The 23835-nt window shown below is 61.9% G+C and carries 17 protein-coding genes and 1 tRNA gene; 11 read left to right on the top strand and 7 right to left on the bottom strand.

Features of this window, described 5'->3' with window-relative positions; translation table 11 throughout:
• Positions 1 to 3: 3 nt before the first annotated feature.
• Positions 4 to 2061: a PhoX family protein gene (locus ATE48_RS11345; RefSeq protein ID WP_066771595.1), complete on the top strand. Its 2058-nt coding sequence runs from the start codon at positions 4 to 6 to the stop codon at positions 2059 to 2061.
• Here the strand turns inward: ATE48_RS11345 and ATE48_RS11340 are convergent.
• Positions 2058 to 3887 carry an NAD-binding protein gene (locus ATE48_RS11340; protein ID WP_066771591.1) on the bottom strand — a complete coding sequence of 610 codons (1830 nt, stop codon included), beginning with the start codon at positions 3885 to 3887 and terminating at the stop codon, positions 2058 to 2060. The genes ATE48_RS11345 and ATE48_RS11340 overlap by 4 nt on opposite strands.
• 129 nt (positions 3888 to 4016) lie before the next feature.
• Here ATE48_RS11340 and ATE48_RS11335 point away from each other — a divergent pair.
• A tRNA-Arg gene (locus tag ATE48_RS11335) sits at positions 4017 to 4093 on the top strand.
• 93 nt (positions 4094 to 4186) lie between these two features.
• On the opposite strand, the gene ATE48_RS19430 is transcribed toward ATE48_RS11335, so the two are convergent.
• On the bottom strand, positions 4187 to 4396 hold the full coding sequence (locus tag ATE48_RS19430; RefSeq protein ID WP_083197308.1) for a hypothetical protein: 210 nt from the start codon (positions 4394 to 4396) through the stop codon (positions 4187 to 4189).
• A 19-nt stretch (positions 4397 to 4415) separates the two neighbouring features.
• Here ATE48_RS19430 and ATE48_RS20450 point away from each other — a divergent pair, with 19 nt between their 5' ends.
• Both ATE48_RS20450 and ATE48_RS20065 read left to right on the top strand, forming a co-directional pair.
• Entirely contained in the window at positions 4416 to 4658 is a 243-nt protein-coding gene (locus tag ATE48_RS20450; RefSeq protein ID WP_472286822.1) for a tetratricopeptide repeat protein, read from the top strand.
• Positions 4606 to 4797: a hypothetical protein gene (locus tag ATE48_RS20065; protein ID WP_066771584.1), complete on the top strand. Its 192-nt coding sequence runs from the start codon at positions 4606 to 4608 to the stop codon at positions 4795 to 4797. Before ATE48_RS20450 ends, ATE48_RS20065 begins: the two co-directional genes overlap by 53 nt.
• Positions 4798 to 4804: 7 nt before the next feature.
• Here ATE48_RS20065 and ATE48_RS11320 read toward each other — a convergent pair whose 3' ends face one another.
• Together ATE48_RS11320 and ATE48_RS11315 are read right to left on the bottom strand one after the other, a co-directional pair.
• Positions 4805 to 6931, bottom strand: coding sequence for a TonB-dependent receptor (locus tag ATE48_RS11320; protein WP_156767738.1), 2127 nt, complete (start codon positions 6929 to 6931; stop codon positions 4805 to 4807).
• Positions 6932 to 7082: 151 nt separating this feature from the next.
• Positions 7083 to 7835, bottom strand: a complete 753-nt coding sequence (locus tag ATE48_RS11315; RefSeq protein WP_066771583.1) for a FecR family protein — start codon at positions 7833 to 7835, stop codon at positions 7083 to 7085.
• Between the two features lie 223 nt (positions 7836 to 8058).
• On the opposite strand from ATE48_RS11315, the gene ATE48_RS11310 reads away from it, so the two are divergent.
• Positions 8059 to 9198, top strand: a complete 1140-nt coding sequence (locus ATE48_RS11310) for a surface lipoprotein assembly modifier (protein WP_066771581.1) — start codon at positions 8059 to 8061, stop codon at positions 9196 to 9198.
• 2 nt (positions 9199 to 9200) lie between these two features.
• On the opposite strand, the gene ATE48_RS11305 is transcribed toward ATE48_RS11310, so the two are convergent.
• The 3 genes from ATE48_RS11305 to ATE48_RS11295 all read right to left on the bottom strand — a co-directional run bounded on the left by ATE48_RS11305 (position 9201) and on the right by ATE48_RS11295 (position 15895).
• Complete coding sequence (locus ATE48_RS11305) at positions 9201 to 11399, bottom strand: CHASE2 domain-containing protein (RefSeq protein ID WP_066771579.1); 2199 nt, start codon at positions 11397 to 11399, stop codon at positions 9201 to 9203.
• 131 nt (positions 11400 to 11530) lie between these two features.
• The gene (locus tag ATE48_RS11300) at positions 11531 to 13885 is read right to left on the bottom strand and encodes a beta strand repeat-containing protein (RefSeq protein WP_066771577.1); all 2355 of its coding nucleotides are present in this window, start codon (positions 13883 to 13885) and stop codon (positions 11531 to 11533) included.
• A 45-nt stretch (positions 13886 to 13930) separates the two neighbouring features.
• Positions 13931 to 15895, bottom strand: a complete 1965-nt coding sequence (locus ATE48_RS11295) for an alpha/beta hydrolase family protein (RefSeq protein WP_066771574.1) — start codon at positions 15893 to 15895, stop codon at positions 13931 to 13933.
• Positions 15896 to 16041: 146 nt separating this feature from the next.
• On the opposite strand from ATE48_RS11295, the gene ATE48_RS11290 reads away from it, so the two are divergent.
• From ATE48_RS11290 to ATE48_RS11265, 6 genes are all read left to right on the top strand, one after another.
• Positions 16042 to 17589 (top strand): carboxylesterase/lipase family protein, encoded by a 1548-nt coding sequence (locus tag ATE48_RS11290; protein WP_066771572.1) that lies wholly within the window; start codon positions 16042 to 16044, stop codon positions 17587 to 17589.
• A 19-nt stretch (positions 17590 to 17608) separates the two neighbouring features.
• On the top strand, positions 17609 to 18382 hold the full coding sequence (locus tag ATE48_RS11285) for an SDR family NAD(P)-dependent oxidoreductase (RefSeq protein WP_066771570.1): 774 nt from the start codon (positions 17609 to 17611) through the stop codon (positions 18380 to 18382).
• Positions 18383 to 18537: 155 nt separating this feature from the next.
• Complete coding sequence (locus tag ATE48_RS11280; RefSeq protein ID WP_066771568.1) at positions 18538 to 20622, top strand: TonB-dependent receptor; 2085 nt, start codon at positions 18538 to 18540, stop codon at positions 20620 to 20622.
• A gap of 4 nt (positions 20623 to 20626) precedes the next feature.
• On the top strand, positions 20627 to 22033 hold the full coding sequence (locus ATE48_RS11275) for an FAD-binding oxidoreductase (protein ID WP_066771565.1): 1407 nt from the start codon (positions 20627 to 20629) through the stop codon (positions 22031 to 22033).
• A 2-nt stretch (positions 22034 to 22035) separates the two neighbouring features.
• Positions 22036 to 22998 carry an alpha/beta hydrolase gene (locus ATE48_RS11270; protein WP_066771564.1) on the top strand — a complete coding sequence of 321 codons (963 nt, stop codon included), beginning with the start codon at positions 22036 to 22038 and terminating at the stop codon, positions 22996 to 22998.
• Positions 22999 to 23084: 86 nt separating this feature from the next.
• Positions 23085 to 23834 (top strand): helix-turn-helix transcriptional regulator, encoded by a 750-nt coding sequence (locus tag ATE48_RS11265; protein WP_066771562.1) that lies wholly within the window; start codon positions 23085 to 23087, stop codon positions 23832 to 23834.
• The last annotated feature ends 1 nt before the right edge of the window (position 23835 follow it).

Here is a 23835-nt window from a genome sequence, read left to right as displayed (position 1 = left end):
TAAGTGACCAAGCATATCAATGAACTGATTGCCTCGCGGCGGGCGTTGTTGGGCGGGCTTGTCGGCTTGCCATTGCTCGAGCTTACCGCATGCGCGTCACCGCAAGGCGCGCCACTGGGAGCGCTGTCGGCGAACGGTGCGGGCTTCACCTCAGTTGCTGCAACCAACGCTGACACCGTGACGCTGCCGGCCGGCTATTCGTGGCGCAAGCTCATCGCCTGGGGCGATGCGCTGTTTGAAGGCATGGCGAATGCGCCCGATCTCGATTCGATGACCCGCGCGGAACAGGAGCGCCGCTTCGGACAAAACAACGACATGCTCGCGCTCTTCGCGGCCGAGTATGCGTATCCGCCGCCCAGCACGCAGGATCGGATGATCTTGTGCGCAAACAACGAACAAATTTCACCGGAGCTCGCGTTTCCGTCGCTGCGCTCGCCGCGCGACCTGACGCCAGCGCATATGGAAGCCTTCTATGCCGCGACCGGGGTCAGCGTCGTCGAGCTCGAACGCAGCGCTGGTGAATGGCGGGTGGTGAAGAGCAACGCCACATCGGGCCGAAACCGGCGGATCACGCCGTTCACGCCAATGGTGTTCAGCGGGCCAGCGGCGCGCCATCCTTGGATCACGACGGCAGCAGCGATTGTGAACGCCTCGGAACCGGCGCCAGCGGGCGCTCATGCCCCGGCCGATGCGGTTCGTTGCGGCACATCGGCGAATTGCGCTGGCGGGCTAACGCCGTGGGGCACGTATCTAACGGCGGAAGAGAATTTCGACGGCCTCTTCATGGGATCGCTGCCGACGCGGCTGCAAATCGCAGAGCCGGCGTTGGCGCTCGATGCGAGCTCGTTCGGATACGCGGACGGCGGAAATCCTGACCGGGCGCCGCGCCAATTTAGGACGCCCGAGAACCCTTACGGACCCTCACTTTACGGCTGGATTGTCGAGATCGATCCCTATGATCCACATTCAACGCCGAAGAAGCGCACCGCGCTTGGTCGCAAGAAGAATGAGTGCGCAACGACGGCCCTGACGCGAGACGGACGCGTTGCCGTTTATACCGGCGACGATCAGCGCGATGAGCACGTCTATAAATTCGTGACACGTGGACGCTTCGATCCCTCCAATCGCGACGCGAACATGGATCTACTCGACGAGGGCCAGCTCTATGTGGCGCGGCTTGAAGAAGACGGCAGTGGCCGCTGGGTGCCGATTGATGCAGCGGCGGCGAACCGGGCAGCAGAAGCCGAAGGATCACCAGTGCGGTTTCGCAACCAAGCCGACGCACTGGTGCGCGCGCGCGACGCCGCGCGCCTGCTTGGCGCAACCCCCATGGATCGCCCCGAAGATGTCGAGGCAGTGCGCGACGAAAATCTCGTGGGCCTCGGACCGGTTCTGATCGCCTGCACCTACAATAGCGAGCGCGGCTTTGCGCATCCCGGCAATCCGCGCCGTGAGAATCACGAAAACCCGGATGCGGCGCAAAGCAACCTCACCGGCCATATCGTGCGATTCGACGAAGCCAATGGCGATTGCGGCGCGCTGACGTTCACGTGGGACATCTTCGTGATGGGCGGCGATCCCAATGCAACGTCGCCGACCAAGCGCACACGCGGCGGCGGCGCGCAGGCCTTCATCGCGTCTACATTCAACGGCGAAGTAACGACCAGCGGCGAGCGCTTTGCCTGCCCCGACAACATGTTCATCGATTCCTCACATCGCGTCTGGATCACGACGGACGGCAGTGATGCGATCTTCGAAGACTGCAACGACTGCGTGATAATGACCCCGGTCGCTGCGGAATGGCCACGTCCGATCAAGAGATTTCTCGTGGGTCCTGTCGGAGCCGAGATTTGCGGTCCGCTGATGGCGCCTGATGAGCGCGCGTTTTTCTGCGGCATCCAGCATCCCGGCGCGAGCGACGTGGCGGGCGTCGATTACGCGGCCCAGCGTTGGAGCGGGGGTGCGCCGCCGCCTTCACACTTCCCCGATGGTGGCGACACCTGGCCGCGCTCGGCAGTGATCGTGATTACGCGTGATGACGGCGGCCGGATCGGCGACTAGCCGCGCGGCACGAAGCCTTCCTTGTGCATCAGGCGCGCGACATCCATTGAGGCGCGCACCTGCGTGACGTCGTTGTTGCGGTCGTTCTCGTTAAGCTGATCCCAGCCGACGATCTTATCGTGCGCCATGAGATCGTTGTTGCGCGCCTCGCTCAAGCCGGTCGGGCGCCAGCCTGACATCAAGCGCTCAGCCATCCATCGATCATGCTCACGCCGCGCCATCCGCTCCAGCAGATCCGGCGGCACGGCGACATTGTGCTCGCCCTTCTCGCCCTTATTGGCGGCGCGGAAGCCCGCGTCCCAGACTTTCACCATCGCTGCATCAGCGACAGCGCGGTTGGCGGCGCGATAAGTTTCGAGCACATCGCTCCAATCTTTCATAGCCGCTTGCAGCTCGCGCATGCTCATCGCATCGCGCTCGCCGAGGCTTCGACTGTAATGCTCGTGCGCGATCGCCGCGCCTTGATCCAGCAAGCCATCGATGATGCGAGCGCGGGTGGAGTTGACCTGATGCGCCCCGAAGGCCAGCAGGTAAGCGTCAAGCTCTTCAGTCTCATCGCCCTTGGCGTATTGCTGCGAAAACTCCGATTGGCTGGTCTCGCGCATGTAAATCGGCACGGGCCAGCGCATGCCGTTATTGCAAACGCGCTTCAGCGCGATGGAAAGATGGATGTTGCCGGGATCGGAGCCGGTGGAGACGATGATCGCGGTTGGCTTGCCGCGCGATTGCTCGACACCTTCAAGAACTTCGGCGCCGACCGAGGCCATGTCCCAATCGAATTGCTGGAAGGCGATATCGGCGACCCATGCATTCGGGTTGGCGAAGGCTTCGCGGTGACGGGCTTTGAAACCGGCCTCTGCGGCCTCCGGCGCTTGGGTCAGCACGGTAAGGCGCGGCGCTTCAAAGTGCGCCGACCACATGCTCATAAGGATGCGCTCGGCGACGGCTTCCGCCGCGCCATCGAAACCAAAAAACACGATGTGCAAGCGCGGCTGACCAAGCTGCTGCGCCAGCGAGAGCAAGACCTGGCTCTCCTTCTGCACCAGCGCGCGCGCGGCCATTTCTTCGAGCGAGAATGGCTTGGGATCGATCGGCGAAGCCTGGCTCTTCTTTTTGCGCACCTGGGCCGAGCGCATTTCGCGCGCTTCTTTCAGCAACATCGGCGAGCGCGTCGAGACATGCACCCCAATCGGCGGCTTGCGACGCGCATCGCCAACGAGGCGGCGTACGGCGGCTTCGATCTGGAGATTTGCAGTATCGTCAGGCTCGTAGGCGATGACGTGAGCGGCGTGATGGGCGCGCGCGGTGCGCAAGGTCTCGACGTGAGTGGCGTTGCCTTCAAGCACGATAACGCCCTTGCGCCGCAGCCCAAGTGCCGTTTCCGAGGGCAGCTCGTCGGCAATGAGGATTACGGAATCTCTGCGCTTACGGCAATCTTGCGCCAACGACAGCGCGGCGACGCTATCGCCGGCGATAACGACGTGGCGGGCGGCGCCGAGATTGAAAATGCGCGCCAGCGAACGGCCAAGTTGGCCGGAAAACGCGAACAACAAGCCTACTACCGGCGCCGCCAGCGCCGCATAGCGCACCACTTCGCGCATCGGCTCATTGGCGTTGAAATATTCGTCCCACATGCTGACGGCGCTGAAGGTACGGTAGAGCGCTTCCGAGAGCGGCTCGGCGCGCCACAGCCAAAGCCCGCCGACGAACCACACAGCGATCAGGACAATCAACACACCCCAACGAAAGGCGCCAGCCTGCGTATGCGAAAGCGCTGTGAGGCTGGCCGCCGCCCGCGACCAGGTATTGGCGTATTTCTGCGCCATGAACGGCGTCTCCCCGTTTGCCTCTCGCGCCCCGGCGCACCATGGGCCGGGTGCGGCTGGAGTGTCCAGCCTTCGGGGCCGCAAACAGGTTGCGATACGGCCGCGATTTCCCTAGCTCTCCGCTTGGTAGGCTCCGTAGCTCAGCTGGATAGAGCGGGTCCGTCCTAAGGACACGGTCGGGAGTTCGAATCTCTCCGGAGCCGCCACTCCCGCGCGAGGCGCGTCGCTTCGGCCATCCACTAAGGCGCGCCATCAAGTGAGACTATGCATTCGCGCGGCGCCGTCTCGTAGGCGTCCGGCTAATCCCACCATTGCTCATGGACTGCGCCTTCAATCATGCGATAGGTCGCGTGCGGAAAGAGACCGACATATTCGGCCACGGCTTCGTCGCCGCAAACGCCGCGCGCTGTCTCGCTGCCGCCGAAGGCCCGCTTCAACGCACCGTTCAATTGGACAATACGCTCTGGCGCTCCTGGAATGGCCTCGGCATGATCGCGGACTCCCAACACGACTGGAACGCCGCCGACGCTGCCTACAATCTCGGCCTCACGGCAGGCGCCGCACCAAGCGACGCTTCAAAACAATCGCGGCCTCTCTCTGATGCAACGCGGTCAACCCGCGAACGCCATGCAAGCCTTTGACGCCGCGATCTCCCTCGATCCGACATTGACGACCGCAACCAACAATCGCCGCATGGCACTGGCCATGACCGGTCAGTATGACGCCGCGCTGGCCGCGCGTTGCAGAACGCAATCTTCCCGCAACGCTTAACAACGTCGCTGTCGTAGCCGCGCGCCGCGGCGATCGCGCCGTCGCCGATCGTCTGCTGGCGACCGCGCTTACCTTGGCGCCGCACTATTACGAATTGGCGGAGCACAATCGCCGCGCTATGGGCCCAATCGCCCAGTAACGAGCTTCTAGAAGGCTGCTGTGAGCGCGACGCGATATGAACGCGGCGATCCGGGCATGATGTTCGTCGCGCTGTGAGCGTTGATGAAATACTCTTCGTCCAGAAGGTTCTCGACGTTCAGCTGTACGCGAAGCTGATCGTTGATCGTCCAATAGGCGGCGGCATCGACGCGCGTATAACCACCGAGAACGACGTTACTCGCCGGTGTTGCGAGGTTTTCAACCGTGGCAAAGCGCTCACCCACATAGATAACGCCAAGACCCGCGCCGAGTGACGGCGTGAGGTCGTAGCGGTTCCAGAGAGAAAACGTCTGCTCCGGTGTCTGTGCGAGGCGCGCGCCCGCTCGAACTATGGCGGATTGGTTGGTGAGGATTTCGCTATCTTGATAGGCGTAGCCGCCAACAACATGCCAATTGTCGGTGATGTCGCCGCTCAGACCAATCTCGTAGCCCTGCACTTGCTGGCCATCGACGAGGATGAGCTGGGTCGCGTTCAACGGATCGGTGACAGCGACATTCGTGCGTTGCAGTTGGTAGATCGCACCCGTAAGCGACAGCGACGGCAGGATATCCCACTTCGCCCCGAGCTCGATGTTTTCCCATTCTTCGGGATCAAGAGGCGAGTTGGCGGCGCTGAGTGAAGCTAGCTGCTCGCCCGCGCGCGGAACGAATGTCTGCGAATAACTGGCGTAGATCGAGGCGTTCTCAACCGGCTTGAAGATGAGGCCAACACGCGGCGACCAAAGACTGTCCTCGGCACTGAACTGCGCGCCCGTGCGTTCATTGGTCAGCTCAGCCTCGAAGCGATCATAGCGAACGCCGATAACAGCCTGCCAATGCGGCGAAAGCTCTACCTGGTCCTGCACGAAGGCGGCGTATTGGGTCGCGGCGCCGTGATTGTCGGCGTCGCTTGCGCTTTGCCGGAACTCGATCGGGCCGGTGTAACGCGGATTGCTCACCAGGACGGTGACCGACGTCGCCGTTGGAGATATCGCTGTGAAATAGCCAGTCTCGCGGAAGTTGTCGGTGATCTGACGGCCAAATTCGAAGCCTGCGAGGATGGTGTGCTCAACGCCGCCGGTTGCGAGTTCGAGCGTGAGATCGGTCTGATTGAAGAAAGAGTTGCGATCTGTGGCTTGGTTGTAGGCTTCGATCGCGACGTTGGCGCCGCCGCCTGACGGCGCGCCGGCGAAGACGTTTTGATAGAATTTGTCGTAGATACCCCAACGCGTGTGATTGCTGATCCGCGCGCCGCCACTGAACTCATGTTCGAAACGCAGGTTCAATGCGTTGACGGTCGTGGTCGTCGGACTGCGGGCCGGATCGCCGAAAAATGCGCTCGGATCGACGTCAAGCGGGCGTCCGTTGAAGCTCGATACGCCGCGGTCCGCGACGAATTCATAGTCATAGTATTCATAGCCGACGCGCAGCGAGGTTGACGGATCGATCTCAACTAGCAAGGTCGGGTTGATGCCGTTGCGCTCGTAGGTGACGTCATCGCGATAACTTTCGCTATCTTCGTAGACGCCCGTCACGCGAAACGAGGCCACTTCATCGAGCGCCATGGCGAGATCGCCCGTGACACGGCCACCGCCTTCGCCTGAGAACTGCGTGGTGAAGGCATGGCTGTTGCGGCCATTGGCTTGGCGCGTGACGCGATTGAGCACGCCGCCGCCGCCACCACGGCCGAAGATCATGCCGTTGGAGCCACGTAGAACATCGACGCGTTCGACGTTGTAGAGATCGCGATAGTATTGAACGTCGTCGCGCACGCCATCGACGAACATGTCGGCGGTCGTTGCATTGCCGCGGAAAATCGGCGTGTCGCGATTGCCTTCACCCTGCGCGAATGAAACGCCGGGCACGTAGCGCACAGTATCGGCGAGATTCTGCGCGGCGCGGTCGCGGATCTCCGCTTCGGTGACCACGGTGACGGACTGGGGCACGTCAATCAGCGGCGTATCGGTGCGGGTGGAGCTGGAAGTCTCGGCGGCGCGATAACTGCGCGGCCCGATGACGGTGATGGTGTCGTCAGCGGTAGTCTGCGCTGCAGCCACGCCACTCAATCCGACGCTGATGGCCGCTGCGGCGCACGCAAACCGGAGCGCGCGGCCGTTGTTCATATTGAGTTTCATGTGCACCCCCACCTGCCCGGCGAGGCTCTTAACGCACTTGAGAGGCGATCTCAACTGATGAGTTTGGCGAAACCCTGCGCCGTGCTGTCACGGCACAATGGCCTTTTGGGCGTGCGGAAACTCAGATCCGGCTATGCCGGCCGCGATCGGCTCAGTCGCAGTAATAGGTCTGGCAGAAGTCACCATAGGGATCGCGCGCGAACAGCTCGTCGGTGACGTTGGTATCGTCGTCGAGATTATTTGCGCCTTCCCATCCCAGCATGTCGGCGAATGGATTGCCGAAGAGCGGGAACGAAGTTGCGCGCAAGCCAGCTTCATAGCGGCCGCGCCAGGTGAATTGCTGCGACGTCGAGCCGTCGGCGAAGAACTCGATCGCCTTGCCGGGCTGCGTCAGTTGGATTGCGCGGCCATCGCTCAGCGTGATGATCACGCGGCCCTCGGCGAGAATGGCGAACATGCGTCCGTCCATCATTAAGAAATCAACGATAGTGCCGCGCACGCCAATGGTGGCGACAGGCGTTTGGATCGAATAGCTGCGCGGATCTTGACGACCGGAAATAAAACGCAGCGCGCCGTTCGTCAACGACACAGCGACATCGCCGGTCGAACGGCTCGGATCATAGACATAACGATCGAGCCGAATTTCAGAGCGTGGACCAACGCTCAGCGTTGTCTGATCCGCGAACAACAATTGCGCGACGCTGTTAGCGCCGGTGCGCACGGTTTCGTTTTGAAAGACCGCCGCGCCCGCGGTCAGATTGCGTGGCTGCTGGCCCAAACTTGCCGTCACTTCATTGCGCACGCCGGCGGCGACACCGATGCGCGTGGGCGTTTGTGCTTGTGCGTTCATCGCAAGCGCCATGGCGAAGAGACAGGCGCCGAAACCCGAAATTGCTGCGCGCATAGTTAACCCACCTTGGCCCGCCGCGTGGGGGCCTCTTTGATCAAGCTATCGGCAGAATGCGTCATTTGGCAACGATTTCGCAGCGTCTTCGCCGCCGGCGGGCTGCGTTTGCCCGGAATCGTGCCGATAGGCGAAGTCCTCTCTCCAAACAGAGTTGCAGACTTGTACGGACCGATAAGGCTCCTAGTATCGGAGCGCTTTTCAAGGCGGTGGGAACTTTTCGATGGGAACTCGGGGAAAAATCGCCGGCTTTTGCCGCGCTCTGCTGCTGGTGGCGAGCGTCAGCATGATCTCGATTTCGTCGTCTTTTGCGCAGGATTTGGGCGCGCTGAGCGACCGCATCCTAGACAACCCGCAGGACGCGGAACTCAACTTTGAGTACGCGCGTGCGGCCGAGCAGCAAGGCCATCTCCGCCTGGCGCTCGCCGCCTATGAGCGCGTGATGATCAACGATCCCAGTAACGAAGAAGCGCGCCGCGGTTACGAGCGCATCCGCCGCCTGATCGAACCACCGTTCACGACGCTCAACACTGAATTCGGCGTGCGTTGGGATTCGAACGCACTGAACAGCGCCGTCCTCGAAGAGGATGCCTATAGCTATTTCGCGCGCGGCACTCTAATTGACGAGCGCAACCTTGGCGGACGCCACTGGCGCTCGATCGTGAACGTTGAGGCGGAAACCACGCCGGATATCGACGAACTGGATCGTCTTTATGTCGGCGCCCAAACAGGCCCGCTGGTTTATGTCGGCCCGCACGTCGCGGCGATTCCTTCAATCGGCATCGGGGTCGCGACACTCAATGGCGATCACTTCTTCAACGACTACAATATCGGCGTCACCGTCGAAGGCAAAAGCAGCGGCATGTCCTATTGGACACGCCTGCGCGCCGGCTATCGCGAATACGCCGATGACGCAGTCGCCGATCAAGGTCCGTACGCGGAACTGATCGGCGGCCTCTCAGTGCCCCGCATCCTCAGCGACAGCGACACGTTCGTGGTGATCCCGTGGGCGCGCTGGAGCGATATCGAGGGCACGTCCTTCACCTTCCTCGGCGACCTCTCGCCCGGCCAGTTCCTCGAATACGGCGCGGAAGCGACCTACAACTACCAGGTCAACGACAAGCTCATCCTCTCGGCCGGCGGCAGCTTGCGTCAGCGCAACTATACCGAATCCACGCTCTTCAGCGGCGACGATCGCGCGGATTTCTTGGTCTCACCGGAAGCGGCCGTCACCGTGCAGAACTTTGCACCATGCGAATGCGCTGTGCGCCTGAGCTATCAGTATCGCGACAACGACTCGAACGATCCGCTGTTTGAATATGATGGCGAGCGCGTCCAGCTCTCGCTGCGTTCGCGGTTTTAAGGCTACTTCTCGTCAAGATCGTAGACGCCGTCCCAATTCTGCGGACTGGCTTGCGCAAGCTTTTCCATGCGCTGCGCGTAGATCCCGTAGAGCGTTGCGAGCGGCGCGTGATTGCGTAGCGGCGTGAGCGCCGCCCTTGCCTCCTCCCAACGCCCGGCGCGATAGGCGGCGAGAAACGTCTCGTGCGTCGCCTTCGCCTCGCCGGCCGAGTCCGCCGGCAAAACATGTTGTGCGAGCGTAAAGAGCCGCGTTGGTGTGGCCCGACCCTTCACGCGCACGCGATCAATCTCGAAGAATTCGAGCGTCGGCGTGCGCTTTACTGTTTCTTCGCTGACAATGAGAGTGAGGCCATAGAGCTTTGTGAGGCTCTCCAAGCGCGACGTAACGTTCACGTTGTCGCCAATCGCGGAATAATCGTAGCGCTGGTGCGAGCCTAGATTGCCGACGCAGCACTCGCCGGTGTTGAGGCCAATACCGATGGCGACGTCCTTGAACGAAGCGCCGCGCGCCTGCGCCTCGGCGCGCCAGATATCGTTGAGATCCGTCATGCGCGCTGCAATCATGATGGCAGCCTCGCTGGCCCGGCGCGCGTGATCTGGATCATCCAACGGCGCGTTCCAGAACGCCATGATGGCATCGCCCATGTATTTATCGACGGTGCCACCACGCTCGATGATGATGTCGGTAATCGGCGTCAGCAGGCTGTTGATGAACGAAGTCAGTTGCTCAGCGCTCATCCCCTCTGAAATGCCAGTAAAGTTGCGGACATCGCAGAACAACAACGTGAGATCACGTACCTCACCGCCAAGCGCCAAACGATCGGGATGCGCGACAAGCTGCTTGACCACATCCGGCGCGACATACTGATTGAAGGCGCGGCGGATCTGCGCGCGCTGATGTTCAGTACGCTGGTAAAGATAAACCGAAGATGCGGCCGCAAACAAAAAAGCCGCCGCCGCCGGAAAGATCGGATCGAACAGATAGCCCTTGGCCTGAAACGCCAGCAGGCTGATCGCGAAAAACGCGACAACGACACCAACACCAACAAGCGCGCCGAGACCCGCAGGAAGACGCGGCGCGGCCAGCGCGATGATAAGGATCGCCGCGAGCGCAGCCAGCAGCTCGATGGCGGGCGCGATATCCGGGCGCGTTAAAAAGCGGCCACCCAGCATCTGCTCGATCACCTGTTCGTGCACCTCGACACCCGGCGCCGATGCGTCGAGCGGCGTGGCGCGGAGATCCATCAAGCCCGGCGCCGTCGCGCCAATGAGGATGATCTTGCCGGCGACGTCGCTGGCGGCGAACTCGCCTTCGACAATGCGCCAGGCGGAAATATAGCGAGATGGATCGCCACGCCTAAAATGGATCGACACCGAACTTTGCGGGTCGGTTGGGAAAACCCGATCGCCGAGACGAACGGCAAGCACGCCAGGCCGCTCACCACCGAATGTCTCGACGACGTACGTCGATTGCTGTTCAGAAACACGCAGCGCTTCGAGCGCCAGCGACGGCACGACAGTGAGATCGTGCACCGCGAGCAATGGCACGCGCCTGATCACCTGATCGCGATCTGGCACCCAATTGATAAAACCCAAGCCCTGCGCCGCATCGCTGAGCTCAGTGAGATTGTCGGAGAAGCCCTGATATCGCGAAAGGCTGGGCGATGGATCAGGCCCCCGCGTCGCCATTCCGGCCTTGAACGGAAACATCTCCGTCGTCGGCTCGGACTGCATTGCAGCCGCAAGCACGACGGGATTGCGCCCGATCGCCGCCGCGAACTCGCTGTCATGCGTCGGCCAGCCGGTGATGACATTGCGAATACGTGCGCTGCGTTCAGGCGGCATCCATTCCAGCATCTGCTCGGGCGATGTGCGATCAGGCTCCGCAAACAGGACGTCGTAAACGATCGCACGCGCGCCTTGAGCGCCGAGATTATCGGTCAAGCGTGCGAGCACAGGCCGCGGCCACGGCCACTGGCCCAGATGCGCCAGCGATTCTTCATCGATTGCGACGACGCGCACCGGATCGCCCGCGACAGGCGCCGCCGGCGAAAGGCGCTGATAGGTGTCAAACACTATCGAACGCATCGAGGTGAGCACGCCAGGATTGGCGATGAACACCGCAATGGTCAGAACAACAAAGCACAAGGCGAGAAGCGTGTAACCGCGCCGCTGCAGGCCCTTCGTTCCGGCCTGAAGCAACGTTTTCCCGCTAGTTCCCGCCAACCCCGCCTCCGGCCTTTGCCTCAGCGGCGTTCATACACAGCTTCGCAGACAATGGCACCGCCTAGCCCCCCCGGAGCGCCACCGAAGCGCTCCGGGACCAAGCCTGATTACGGCCCGCCGAGAATGAAGTCGGTCTGTGTGATGATGTTCGTCCCGTTGCCGTTGACTCCCAGCAGAGTGATGATGTCCGTGCCGTCGATCGTAATGCGCGTATCGGCGCCTAGATCTACGATCGACACACGCGCTGCGAAATTTGCGGCCGTGATGCCGTAGGCCGTGAGGTCGAGCAGATCTTGCCCACCCGTCGGGTTAGCGTCGAAGCCGGAGATCGTGTCGCTGCCACCGCCTGCCGAGAAGACAAACACATCGTCATTGGTGCCGCCATTCATGATGTCATCGCCGGCGCCGCCGACGAGACGATCCGCACCGGCGCCGCCATTCAGTGCATCGATGCCTGAACCGCCAATCAGCGTATCGTTGCCGCCACCGCCATCCAGGCTAGAGCCAAAATTGCCACCGATAATGATGTTGTCCGACCCGTTGCCGGAACCGGAGAAGGCGCCCGCGAACACCGACGTGAGGTTTTCAACGTTGGCGCTCAGCGTGAACGACGCAGCGTTGACATAGACGATGTCAGTGCCGCCGCCCGAGCTCTCCACCACAGTATCGCCAGCGCCGACATAGTAGGTGTCATTGCCGGCGCCACCAGTAAACCGGTTGGCGTCCGCGCTGCCAACGAACGTATCGGCGCCGCTGCCGCCGGTAACGTTCTCGACGCCACTGATAAATCCGAACCCGGACGCGGCGCCCGTTTGCAGATTGACCGAAAGGTTTGTGGTCGCGCCCACATAGGCCAAGGTATCGGCGCCTGCGCCGAGTTCCGCGTTGACAGTCTCAACGTTGGCAACAGTGCTTGAGCCGAACGCCGTGATGGAGACGCCGTCAAACGTCACATTGAGCCCATTATTTCCAGTCGTTCCCAAAATGCTCGCCGTATCTGTGTCAGCGCCGCCGTCGATGACGTCGTTCCCATCACCAAACATGAAGACGATCGTGTCGTTGCCGGCCTCACCAAGCAGAGTATCGGCGCCGCCTGCGCCACGAATAGTGTCGTTGCCGACGCCGCCCGCAAGAATGTTGGCGGAATTGTTGCCGGTCAAAACATCATCACCGCCGCCGCCTGTGACGTTCTCAATTTGCGCGAGCGTATCTTCGACCGATGCCCCCGCGGAGCCGCGGCGTGCCGTACCAGTAGCGAGATCGACGAACATCGCGTCGGTCTCATTGACGTAGGTCGCGGTATCGACGCCCGTTCCACCGTTCAGCGTGTCGTTGCCGGCGCCGCCGTTCAGCGTGTCATTGCCACCATAGCCGGACAGGACATCGTTGCCTTCAAAACCGCTCAACTCATTCCCGACCGTGTCGTTGCCGAAGATAGTGTCGTTGAGCGCCGAACCGCCGACATTCTCGACGTTGGTAATAACGCCAGAGCCGCCGAAGCCGTCATTGTTGATACGATTGTTGTGGAGGTCGACGTTCACGCCCTGCGTGGCATGGATGATCTGCGCCAAGCCATCGCCGTTATTGTCGATCTGTAGGCGCCCTTGGGTGTCACCCATGAAAGCCAAAATGGTGTCGACGCCCGCGCCGCCATCGAGCAGCGTGGTCGCACCTGTGAGCTGGAACGTATCGTCCCCACCATTCGCCTGCACGGTATCACCAGTGGACGCGAGAATGAGGTTGGCGCCATCGCTGCCGATGAATGTATCTGCGTAAGCGGTGCCATCACCGATGCCTTCGACCGAAACCATCGTTTCAGCATTGCCGAACCCGTCATCGCTGATGGCCTGGGTCATCAGGTTAGCGACCACGCCTTGCGTAGCAGCGAGATTGTAGAAGCTGACACGATCGGCGCCGTCGCCGCCGTCGAACGTGTCGACACCCGCGCCGCCATTCATGTAGTCGTTGCCATCACCACCGCGCAGCGTGTCGTTGCCGCTCGGGCCATTGTACGACGACGGGCCATCGCGCAGCGTGTCATCGCCTGCGCCACCATCGAGAATATCGTCACCGCCATAGCCGTAAATGATGTCGATGCCGTCGAGGCCCTGCAGAATATTGGCATTGTCATTGCCTTGGATGAAATCATCCAGCAGCGAGCCGTCGACATTCTCGATATTGAAAATCTGACCAAAATTGCCGAAGCCGTCATCGAAGATGGCGTTGGAGCGCAAGCTGACTTGGATGCCACCAGTGGCGAACACGACGTCGGCTAACCCATCGCTATTGCCGTCGGCTTGCAGCATGCCATTGACGTCACCGACGAACTGAATGGTGTCGATGCCGGATCCGCCATCAAGAAGCAGCGCGGCGCTGTCGACCTGGATGATGTCATTGCCGCCATTGGTGAGCACGGTGTCGCCGCGGGGCGCACGAGAGTTATCCACCACTTCGAATTGCATTGCTTCAGGGCCGCCGCGAAAGCGCCATCATGGCTTCTCTGCGGCTCACTCAGCCGCAAGATGCTGGGCGAGGAAGCGATCGGTTGTTTCGAGAAGCTGCTGGCGATGCTCGCGTGACCAGTTGCCCCAGAAGTGACCTTCGCCTTCAAGCTCGATGAGTTCCGTTGGCCTTCCTGCATCAACCAAAGCGCGGCGCATGCGCTGCGATTGGTCGATCGGCACAACCCAATCGTCTTCGCCATGAATGAGCAACACTGGCGCGCGAATGTTCTGCGCCTGACGCGCCGGCGATACGGCAATGAGTTCGTCGCGATCGGTGGACGGATCGCCCATCACACGCGTCCAGTAGGAATAGACAGCTGAGCCTCTGCCTTGCTCCGAGCGCTCTTCGCTCAAGATTGCCAGCAGATCTGATACGCCCGCGATTGAAACCGCGCAGCGATAGAGATCAGGCGTCAGCGCGGCGCCGGCGAGCGCCGCAAAGCCAGCATAGGACGCGCCAACGATGCACATGCGGTTGCGATCCACCGCGCCGCTTTCGACCAAATGCATGACGCCGTCCGTGACATCATCCTGCATACGACGGCCCCATTGGCGATAGCCTGCGGTGGCGAAGGAGCGGCCCGAACCTTCTGATCCGCGGAAGTTCGGCTGGAACACCGCGTAACCACGCCAGGCGAGATATTGGACGAAGAAATTGTACTCGTAAGAGTCGCGCGTCTCTGGTCCGCCGTGCGGATAAACGACAAGCGGATGCGGGCCCGGCGTTGGCGGCTCGGTGAGATAACCCCAAAGCGGAACGCCGTCGCGGCCCGTGTAATTGACCACACGCATCGGCGCGAGATCCTCGGGCATGAAGTGCGGCTGCGTCGACGCCACGAACGAAACGTGTGCGGTCTCTAGTTCATAAACGTAATACGACGTCGGCGAACGCGGACCGTGCGTCGAGATGAGCCAGAAGCGCTCATCCTCGGACACGCCTCGGAAGGCGATGTCCACTTGCCCTTCGAAATACGCCATCAGCGCATCGAAGTGACGCTGCGTGCCGGGCCGCGCGGCGCGGCACTGCCATCGCTGCGTTTCACCGCACCCGAGCAGCACTGAGTGATCGTTTGTGTCGAGCCACGCCACGGCAGCGTCGGCGCCGGGATACTGAAACACCGGCGCGCCGAGCGCGCCCGTCGCAGTGTTGTAGAGATAGATGGACTGGAATTCTTCGCCGTCCGAGCGCGCCGCGACATAGACTTGTCCAGGGCCAGGCCCGGCGCCGAGAGGCGAGAAATAGCGATTTTCCGACGTTACGGAGCGGCGGACTTCGTGCGCGACTTGCCAATCGCGCTGGTTCGGCGCGCGGCGATACATACGCAAGCCCGAATTGTCAGTCAGCGCATCGACGCGAAGAACCGGATAGCCATTGCCATCGACGTACATCGCGATGGTGTCCCAATCGGCGTAATCGACAATGTTGGTGGTGCGTCCGGTAGTGACGTTCACCCGATAGACCGTAAATCCGTGCTGCGCGTAAGTGCCCAGCAGAATTTGCTCAGGCTCGTTCGCCAGCATGTCGATCACGATGACGCCGGAATTGCCGCGGACGCGGCGGCTGAGCTCGCCCGAGAACATCAATGTCATGTTCGAACCATCGCGGTCCGAGGCGAACACACGCGTCGAACCAGGAACGATGAGCCGCTCGCCGCGCCAGACGGGTTCCTGGGTAAGTGAAAAGACGATGCGGTTATCGTTCTTCCAGGCGACCCAATTCAGCCGCAGATTATTGTCGCGCCGCGCCAAAGTCGTCGCGCGTGCGGCGCGGGTGCGCCAATCAATGATGGTGACGACATCGCCAAGCGCCGATTCCTGGATCGCCGCGATCGAACGTCCATCCGGTGAGAGCGTTGCCGACCAGATCGCGGCATTGCGTGTGAATGACTCGATCGAGATCGGCCCGCGCGCCTGCGCCGCCGGAGTTTCAACATCCTGTGCCGCAGCCAGTCCAGGCGCAAACCACAACCAGCGCGGACAACAAGCCTCGGAACATCGGCCAACTCCCCACCCGAGCTACACGCTACCGTCACCGCCGCGGATTGTCAGGCCCGTCCGGCATGGCCGGATTGCGGCTCGGCACAGCTTGACGCGCCGCGCGGGTGCGGCGTCACATGTATTCTGAAGCGATGACACAACTTGCAGAATCAGCGAGCGCCGACGCGCGCGCCTTGGCCAGCACCGAATCCGGTGTCGTTCGTGGAACCGACGATGGCGCGGTGACACGTTTTTACGGCGTGCCCTACGCGGCGGCGCCTGTCGGTCAATTGCGATTTGCGCTGCCACAAACGGCAGCGCCGTGGAGCGGCACACGCGACGCGAGCCAGCGCGGCTTCATCGCACCGCAATTCGTGCCTTCCGCCGCCGAACTCGAAAAAGCGCTGCCTGGCCTCGATATCGCGCCGTTGATCGGCGGCGATCAGCAGCAGGGCGACGACTTTCTCGTCTTGAACATTTGGAAACCCAGCGGCGCACAAACCAATTTGCCGGTGATGGTGTTCATTCACGGCGGCTCGTTCACGGGCGGCGCCGGCGCCGCGGACGTTTACGATGGCAGCGCCTTCGCGCGCGCCGGCATTGTTCTCGTCACCATCAATTATCGCCTAGGAATCGAGGGGTTCCTGCCGATTCCGGGCGCGCCGACCAATCTTGGTCTGCGCGATCAAATCGCGGCGTTGCGATGGGTGCAAAATAACATTGCGGCATTCGGCGGCGATGCGGCGAACGTCACGGTTTTCGGCGAATCCGCCGGCGCTATGTCGGTGGCGAACTTGTTGGCCTCGCCGCTGGCGAAGGGCCTTTTCCGGCGCGCCATTGTGCAGAGCGGTCACGGCGACATGGTGCGGCCGATCCCGGTCGCGCAGCGGCTGGTGGCAAAGCTGGCAAAAATGATGCGCGTGAAGCCCGCCTTAGATGGCTTTCGCAGCCGATCGATCGCGGATTGCCTGACGGCGCTGCAAAAGGTTTCGCAGCCAACAGCGCAAATCGATCTTCGTAATCCCGACAAGCGCGAACCGGCGTTCGGCCTCAGCAAATTTCTGCCCGTGTACGGCGATGAAGTCCTGCCTGAGCATCCAATAACGGCGTTGCGCAAGGGCGCCGGCGCGGATGTGCAGCTCCTGATCGGGACAAACACGGAGGAGATGAACCTCTATTTCGTGCCGAGCGGCGTGCGCAAAAAGCTGGGCAAATTTCTCGCGCACTTCATGGTCAAGCGCGCCGAGCCGAAAGCCAAGGAAATCCTGAAGGCTTACGGCATCGATGATCGCAAGCGCCGTCCGGGCGACGCGTTCACGGAGGCGCTGACGGATCTGGTCTTCCGCCTCCCCGCGCGGCGGTTCGCGCAAGCTCACAAAGGGCGCACGCACGTCTATGCGTTTGCATGGAGATCGAACGCCTATGGCGGACAACTTGGCGCCTGCCACGCTATTGAGTTGCCGTTCGTATTCGACACGCTGTCGACGGTGAGCGGCCCGCGCGGGCTTGCGGGTGGCGAGCCGCCACAGGCGCTGGCGACCAAACTCAACGGGATATGGGCCAATTTCGCAAAAACCGGCGATCTGCCGTGGCCCGAGTACGACGACAATAAGATCGCGTGCACGATCGATACCGGCGTCGTTGCACCAGAAGTGCCCTTCATCGCCGAACGCTTCTTGCCATAGAAACGCTCCCGAGGGCGCAATGTACCTGGTAAAATTCAAACTGACCGACCGCGTCGCTGTAGTGACGGGCGGCGCAAGCGGAATTGGCTTTTCGACGGCGCAAGCGCTCGCCGAAGCCGGCGCGCGCGTGATCATCACCGATCGCGACGCGTCCGCACTTGAGAAGGCGCGCGCAGCTCTCGCCAAGCTTGGCTATCAAGTCGATGGCGTGCTGATGGACGTCACTGATTCTAAGCGCGTGACTGAAGTCGCCGATGAAATCGCGGCGCGCGAAGCACGGATCGATATCTTGATCAACAATGCCGGCATCGCACGCAGCGAAACGCAAGCTGAAAACGTCGCCGACGAACATTGGCTCAACGTGCTGGACGTCAATCTCAACGGCACGTTCTGGTGCGCGCGCGCGTTCGGACGTCACATGCTGGAACGCGGCGCCGGCGCGATCGTGAATGTCGGCTCGATGTCAGGCTTCATCGTCAACCGTCCGCAGCCGCAGAGCTATTACAACGCTTCGAAAGCGGCCGTGCACCAGCTCACCAAGTCGCTGGCCGCCGAATGGGCGCCGCGTGGCGTTCGCGTGAATGCGGTGGCGCCCACCTATATCCGCACCCCCTTGAACGAGTTCGCCGACAAAACCGGCGAGATGTACCGGCGCTGGATCGATGGCACGCCGCAAGCTCGGCTGGGCGAGCCCGAGGAAGTGGCGTCTGTCATCCTGTTTCTGGCGTCCGACGCCGCAAGCCTGATGACCGGCAGCATCGTGCTTGCCGATGGCGGCTATTCCTGCTGGTAGCCCGATGCAGTCCAGATTCCGGCTGGCCAACCGTGTGAGCCGGTCGGCACAGACTCTAGCCCTCACTATACCTTTCAGATAGGTCTCACTTGGCTTTAGGGTCCCCCTAACGACGGCACGCCCAGGAAAGCGGCGTGCGCATTGGAGGGAATGACATGCGGCGCATCACGAAACTGCTGGCCGGCGCGGCCTTGAGCCTGGCAGCGATGCCGGGCGTTGCTTTGGCGCAGGACGCAACCACGGCTGAAGACGCAAGCGGCGACGAAATCGTCGTCACGGCGCGTAAGCGCGAAGAGCGCCTGCAAGACGTTCCGATCGCGGTGACGGCGGTGACCGCGGAGACGCTTGAGCGCGAACAGATCAACAGCGTTCGCGAAATCGCGCAGTTCTCGCCTGGCCTCAACATCACCACCGACGCCGTCGGCCGTGCGTTCATGTCGATCCGCGGCGTCGGCACGACGTTGATCGATTCGGTTCAGCCTGGCGTCGGCATCTTCGTCGACGGCATCTACCAGACGAACACCTCGTACCTGAACAACCCCGTCACCGACGTCGAGCGCATCGAAGTACTGCGCGGACCGCAGGGCACGCTGTTCGGCAACAACACACTCGGCGGCGCCATCAACGTCGTGACCCGCGCACCAACCGATGATTTCGCCGGCCGCTTCTCGGCGTCCTATGCCGATCCGGACAATTATCAGACCGTCGCCGCAAGCATTAGCGGTCCGCTGATCGAAGGCGTGCTGCGCGGCCGTATAGCTGCCTCATATCACTCGCACGACGGTTTCTCGACCAACACGCTCGCCGGCGGCGATGCCCGTCCGCTCGAAAACCAATCGGTGAACGGTACGCTCGTCTGGGACGCACCACAGAATGCGCAGCTCACGCTGAACGTCTATTATGACAGCGTCGAAGGCTCGCAGACGGCTTACTCAAGCCCCTCAGGCCCGACCGACTACGTCGACGACGTGCAGCTCAACGTGAACAGCATCGCGACCTACGAGTACTGGGGCGTCAACGCGCGCGGCGAGTTCGACATCAACGACAGCACGCGCATGACCGCAATCCTCGCTTATGACCGCAAGGATGGCCAAGCCGCCGGCGACGGCGACTTCGGCGGCTTCGACGTCATCCGCGTAGTCGACGGACGCAACGAGCGCGACACCTTCACCGGCGAGCTTCGCTTCGACACCACCTGGAGCGATCGTCTGAGCACCCTCGTCGGCGTTTTCGCCAACTACTCAACCTCGACCGACACTGTGTTCCGCACCATCTTCGGCGGCCCACAACCGATCGTGCCATCAACCCAAACGGTCACCTCGCAAGCCATCTTCGGCACGGCCTTCTACGATCTTACCGACACGCTTGAACTCTCGGCCGGTCTGCGCTTCGACCACCAAGAGGTCGATGTCGACGGCACCGCCGGCACCTACAGCGCCGATGAACTGCAACCACGCGTGACGCTGACGCAGCGTTGGTCAGACAATCACATGACCTACGCCTCGATCGCACGCGGCTTCCGCGGCGGCGGCGCCAACACGCCGGGAGGCCCGCTTCCGTTCTATCAGGGTGACTCAGTCTGGACGTACGAACTCGGCGACAAGCTCACCAACGCCGATCGTACGCTGACGCTCAACACCGCGATCTACTACAACGATTATCAGCACTATATCGGCCAGAACTCACTGACGCCGACGCTGCAAGCGGTGAACCTCAACACCGGCGACGTCACCAGCTACGGCGTTGAAGTGGAAGGCATCTGGTCGCCGAGCGACATGTTCCAGCTGACGGGCGGCCTAACCTACAACCACGCCCGCATCACCGACGATTCCGAATTCGAAGCGGTCTTCCCAGGCGGCCTCGCGTCGGATCTCATCCTCTTCCAGCCGGATTGGAATTTCTACGTCACACCAACCGTCACTATCCCGGTCGGTCAGGACAACATCGTGTTCAACACGACGGTCTCCTACAAGGGCGATCGCGCCGGCTCGAGCTTGGATCCGACTTTCCAGCCGCAACTCGAAGGCTACTACCTCGTCAACGCCAACTTGGCGTATGAGCACGGCGGCTACACCATCGCGCTCTGGGGGACAAACCTGACCGACGAAAATTACTACGACTCCTATCTTGATCGTTCGCTGCTCGCCGCTTTCTTCGGAAACGCCAGCCCGCTGACGCATAATCTCGGCATCACCGGTGACGGTCGCCGCGTTGGCGTCCGCGTCAGCGCACGGTTCTAAAACGATGGGCGCGCCCGCAATCGTTGCGCCGCGCACGCCGCTTGCTCCGGCTTTCGTCGAAGTGTTGCGCGGTATCTTCGGAAACCGCCTTCACCTCGGCGAGGCCATGCGGGCTCAGCACGGCGCGAGCGAAACGCACTTTGCCGCCGTGCTGCCCGACGCCGTCGTCTTCGTACACTCGACGGAAGAAGTTGTCGCGCTGGTAAAAGCCTGCACCGCCGCCGATGTGCCGATCGTCGCTTACGGCGCCGGCACCTCGGTTGAGGGCAACGCCGTGCCGGTGCGCGGCGGGGTTTGTGTTGATCTCTCCGAGATGAACAAGATCCTCGAGATCAATCCAGACGATTTCGATTGCACCGTTCAAGCCGGTGTCCGGCGCGAAGAATTGAACGTCGCGCTCCGCGATATCGGGCTCTTCTTTCCCATCGATCCCGGCGCCAACGCCACGCTCGGTGGCATGGCCTCGACCCGCGCGTCGGGCACCAACGCCGTGCGTTACGGCACGATGCGGGAAGCTATTCTCTCACTGCGCATCGTCACGCCCGATGGCCGCGACATCCGCACATCGCGCCGCGCCCGCAAGAGCGCCGCCGGTTATGATCTCACACGCTTGATGATCGGCTCAGAAGGCACGCTCGGCATCATCACGGAAGTGACGCTCCGCCTGCACGGCATTCCCGAGCAGATTTCCTCTGCCGTGTGCTCGTTTCAGAGCATGGCCGGCGCTGTCGACACCGTGGTGCAAGCTATCCAGCTCGGCATTCCTTTGGCGCGCGTCGAAATCCTCGATGACGTGCAGATGAAGGCCGTCAATCAGCACTCCAATCTCAACTACCCCGAACTCACGACGCTGTTCTTCGAGTTTCACGGCAGCGAGCACGCGGTGAAAGAGCAGATCGCGACCGTTGGCGACCTCGCGCGCGACAATGGCGGCGGCGAATTTCACTGGTCGAACTTGGCCGAGGAGCGCGCGAAGCTCTGGAAGGCGCGTCACCAGGCGTTCTACGCTGCGACTGCCATGCGCAAGGGCGCAATCGGCTGGCCAACGGACGTGTGCGTGCCGATTGGCCGCCTCGCCGAATGCATCAACGAGACCAAGAAGGATCTCGATAAAGCATCGTTCCCCGCCCCGATCCTGGGTCACGTCGGCGACGGCAATTTCCACGTCATCTTCGTGCTCGATCCGGACAATCCAGCAGAGCAAAAAGAAGCCGAGGCGCTCAACGAACGCCTGGTGCAGCGCGCGCTCGATATGGATGGCACCTGTACGGGCGAGCACGGCATTGGTCTTGGCAAGCAGGACTGGCTTGTGCGTGAGCTTGGCGAAGACGGCGTCGACATGATGCGCACCATCAAAAAGGCGCTCGACCCGCAGAACCTTTTCAACCCAGGCAAGATTTTCGCGGACTAGTCATGGACACTCGCAAACTCGTCGATCCAGCTCTCCTGCCCGTGCTGGATGTCTTCCCGACGGTTGCATTGACCGATGAATTGTTGGCGCCGATGCGCGAAGCTGAGCGCTTTGCGCAATTGCCGGTCACCATCCCACAGGAAGTCCGCGACGGCGTTGCGCAAGCCGTCCGCACCGTGCCCGGCCCTGCCGGTGCGCCGGATATCACGCTGACCATTTACCAGCCACGCAATGCAACCGCGCCATTGCCGTGCATCTATCACATTCATGGCGGCGGCTACGTTGGCGGCAGCGCCGCGCAACTTGAGCCGCTCCATCGCCCGGCAGCTTACGATCTCAACTGCGTTATCGTCAGCGTCGACTATCGCCTCGCGCCGGAGAACCGTTTTCCCGCCAGTATCGAAGATTGCTATGCCGGGCTTGCGTGGACCTTCGCCAATGCCAGCGCGCTCGGCATCGACACAGCGCGCGTCGGCGTCATGGGTGAAAGCGCAGGCGGCGGGCTGGCCGCAGCTTTAGCGCTACTGGCGCGCGATCGCGGCGACTACAAACTCGCCTTCCAACATCTCATCTATCCGATGCTTGATGACCGCACCTGCGTGGTGCAAACGCCGAACCCGGTTGCTGGCGAATTCATCTGGACGCCGCACAACAATCGGTTTGGCTGGAGCTCATTGCTCGGCCACGAGCCGGGTGTGGATGACGTCTCGCCCTATGCAGCCCCAGCGCGCGCCACCGACCTCAAAGGCTTGCCGCCGGCCTTCATCGCCTGCCCCACGCTCGATCTCTTTATCGACGAAGATATCGACTATGCCGCGCGCCTTGGCCGGGCCGGCGTCGCAGTCGAACTCCATGTTTATCCAGGCGGATTCCACGGCTTCGACATCTTCGGCGGCGCGGCGCCGATCTCTAATCGCGCTCGCCAGGATAGCCGCGAAGCCCTCCGGCGGGCGCTCAGCGCCTAGCCCGAACTACCTATCAGATAGCTGGTTGCCAAACCTATCTGAGAGGTGCATGGTCCCCGCAACAACCAGAACACTGGGTGAGGAAAATGCGCGAATTCGTCGAAGTCTCTCCGGAGATGACGCTGTTGCTTGGTGCGGATCCGATAGGCGCCGTCCCGCTGCCGCCCGAGCACATCGCGCTCGCGTTCGATGTCGATTCGCAAACGCCCACGCTGAGCTTTGATTTCGCGCCGACACGCGCCTCGCTTCAGGCGGACTCTCGGCTTCTTCTCATCATTCAACGCAGCGCATTCCTGCGCGTCGGCGGCATCGAGCCAAGTGGCGATGCCTTCCACCTCCCCTCCGCCCTGCGCGGCATTGTCCTGTCGATCCGCAACAGCGCGCTCACCGGAGAAACCCTGCAAATCTATCGCCTCGGCAAGAGCATCGAACTCCTGTGCGAGACCATCCGCCTGCTGGCCGATGACGATCTCCTACCGCTCGCCAGCGAAGGCGTGCTTTCTCTTGAGGACACGCGCCGCGTCATTGCCGCGCGCCGCATGATCGACGAACGCTGGAACGAAAAGCTTACGCTCGACAAGATCGCGCGCGCATGCGGGCTCAATCGCGCCAAGCTGACGCGCGGCTTCCGTGACATGTTTCATTGCACAATCGCCGAAGCCATCGCCGAGCAGCGTCTCAGCAAGGCCAAAGGCATGTTGCTGACGACGAATCTTCCTGTTTCGTCCATCGGCTACGAAAACGGCTATCTCAACAACGCCAGCTTCGCGCGTGCCTTCGGCCGCCGCTTTGGCATATCGCCATCAGACTTTCGCGCCTGCGCATTCGCGGCCTAAG

It is taken from the genome of Candidatus Viadribacter manganicus (genome assembly GCF_001679665.1).
Taxonomy (GTDB): domain Bacteria; phylum Pseudomonadota; class Alphaproteobacteria; order Caulobacterales; family Aquidulcibacteraceae; genus Vitreimonas; species Vitreimonas manganica.
Note: the sequence above shows the minus strand (reverse complement) of the source record. Positions and strands in the feature narration are given on the sequence as shown.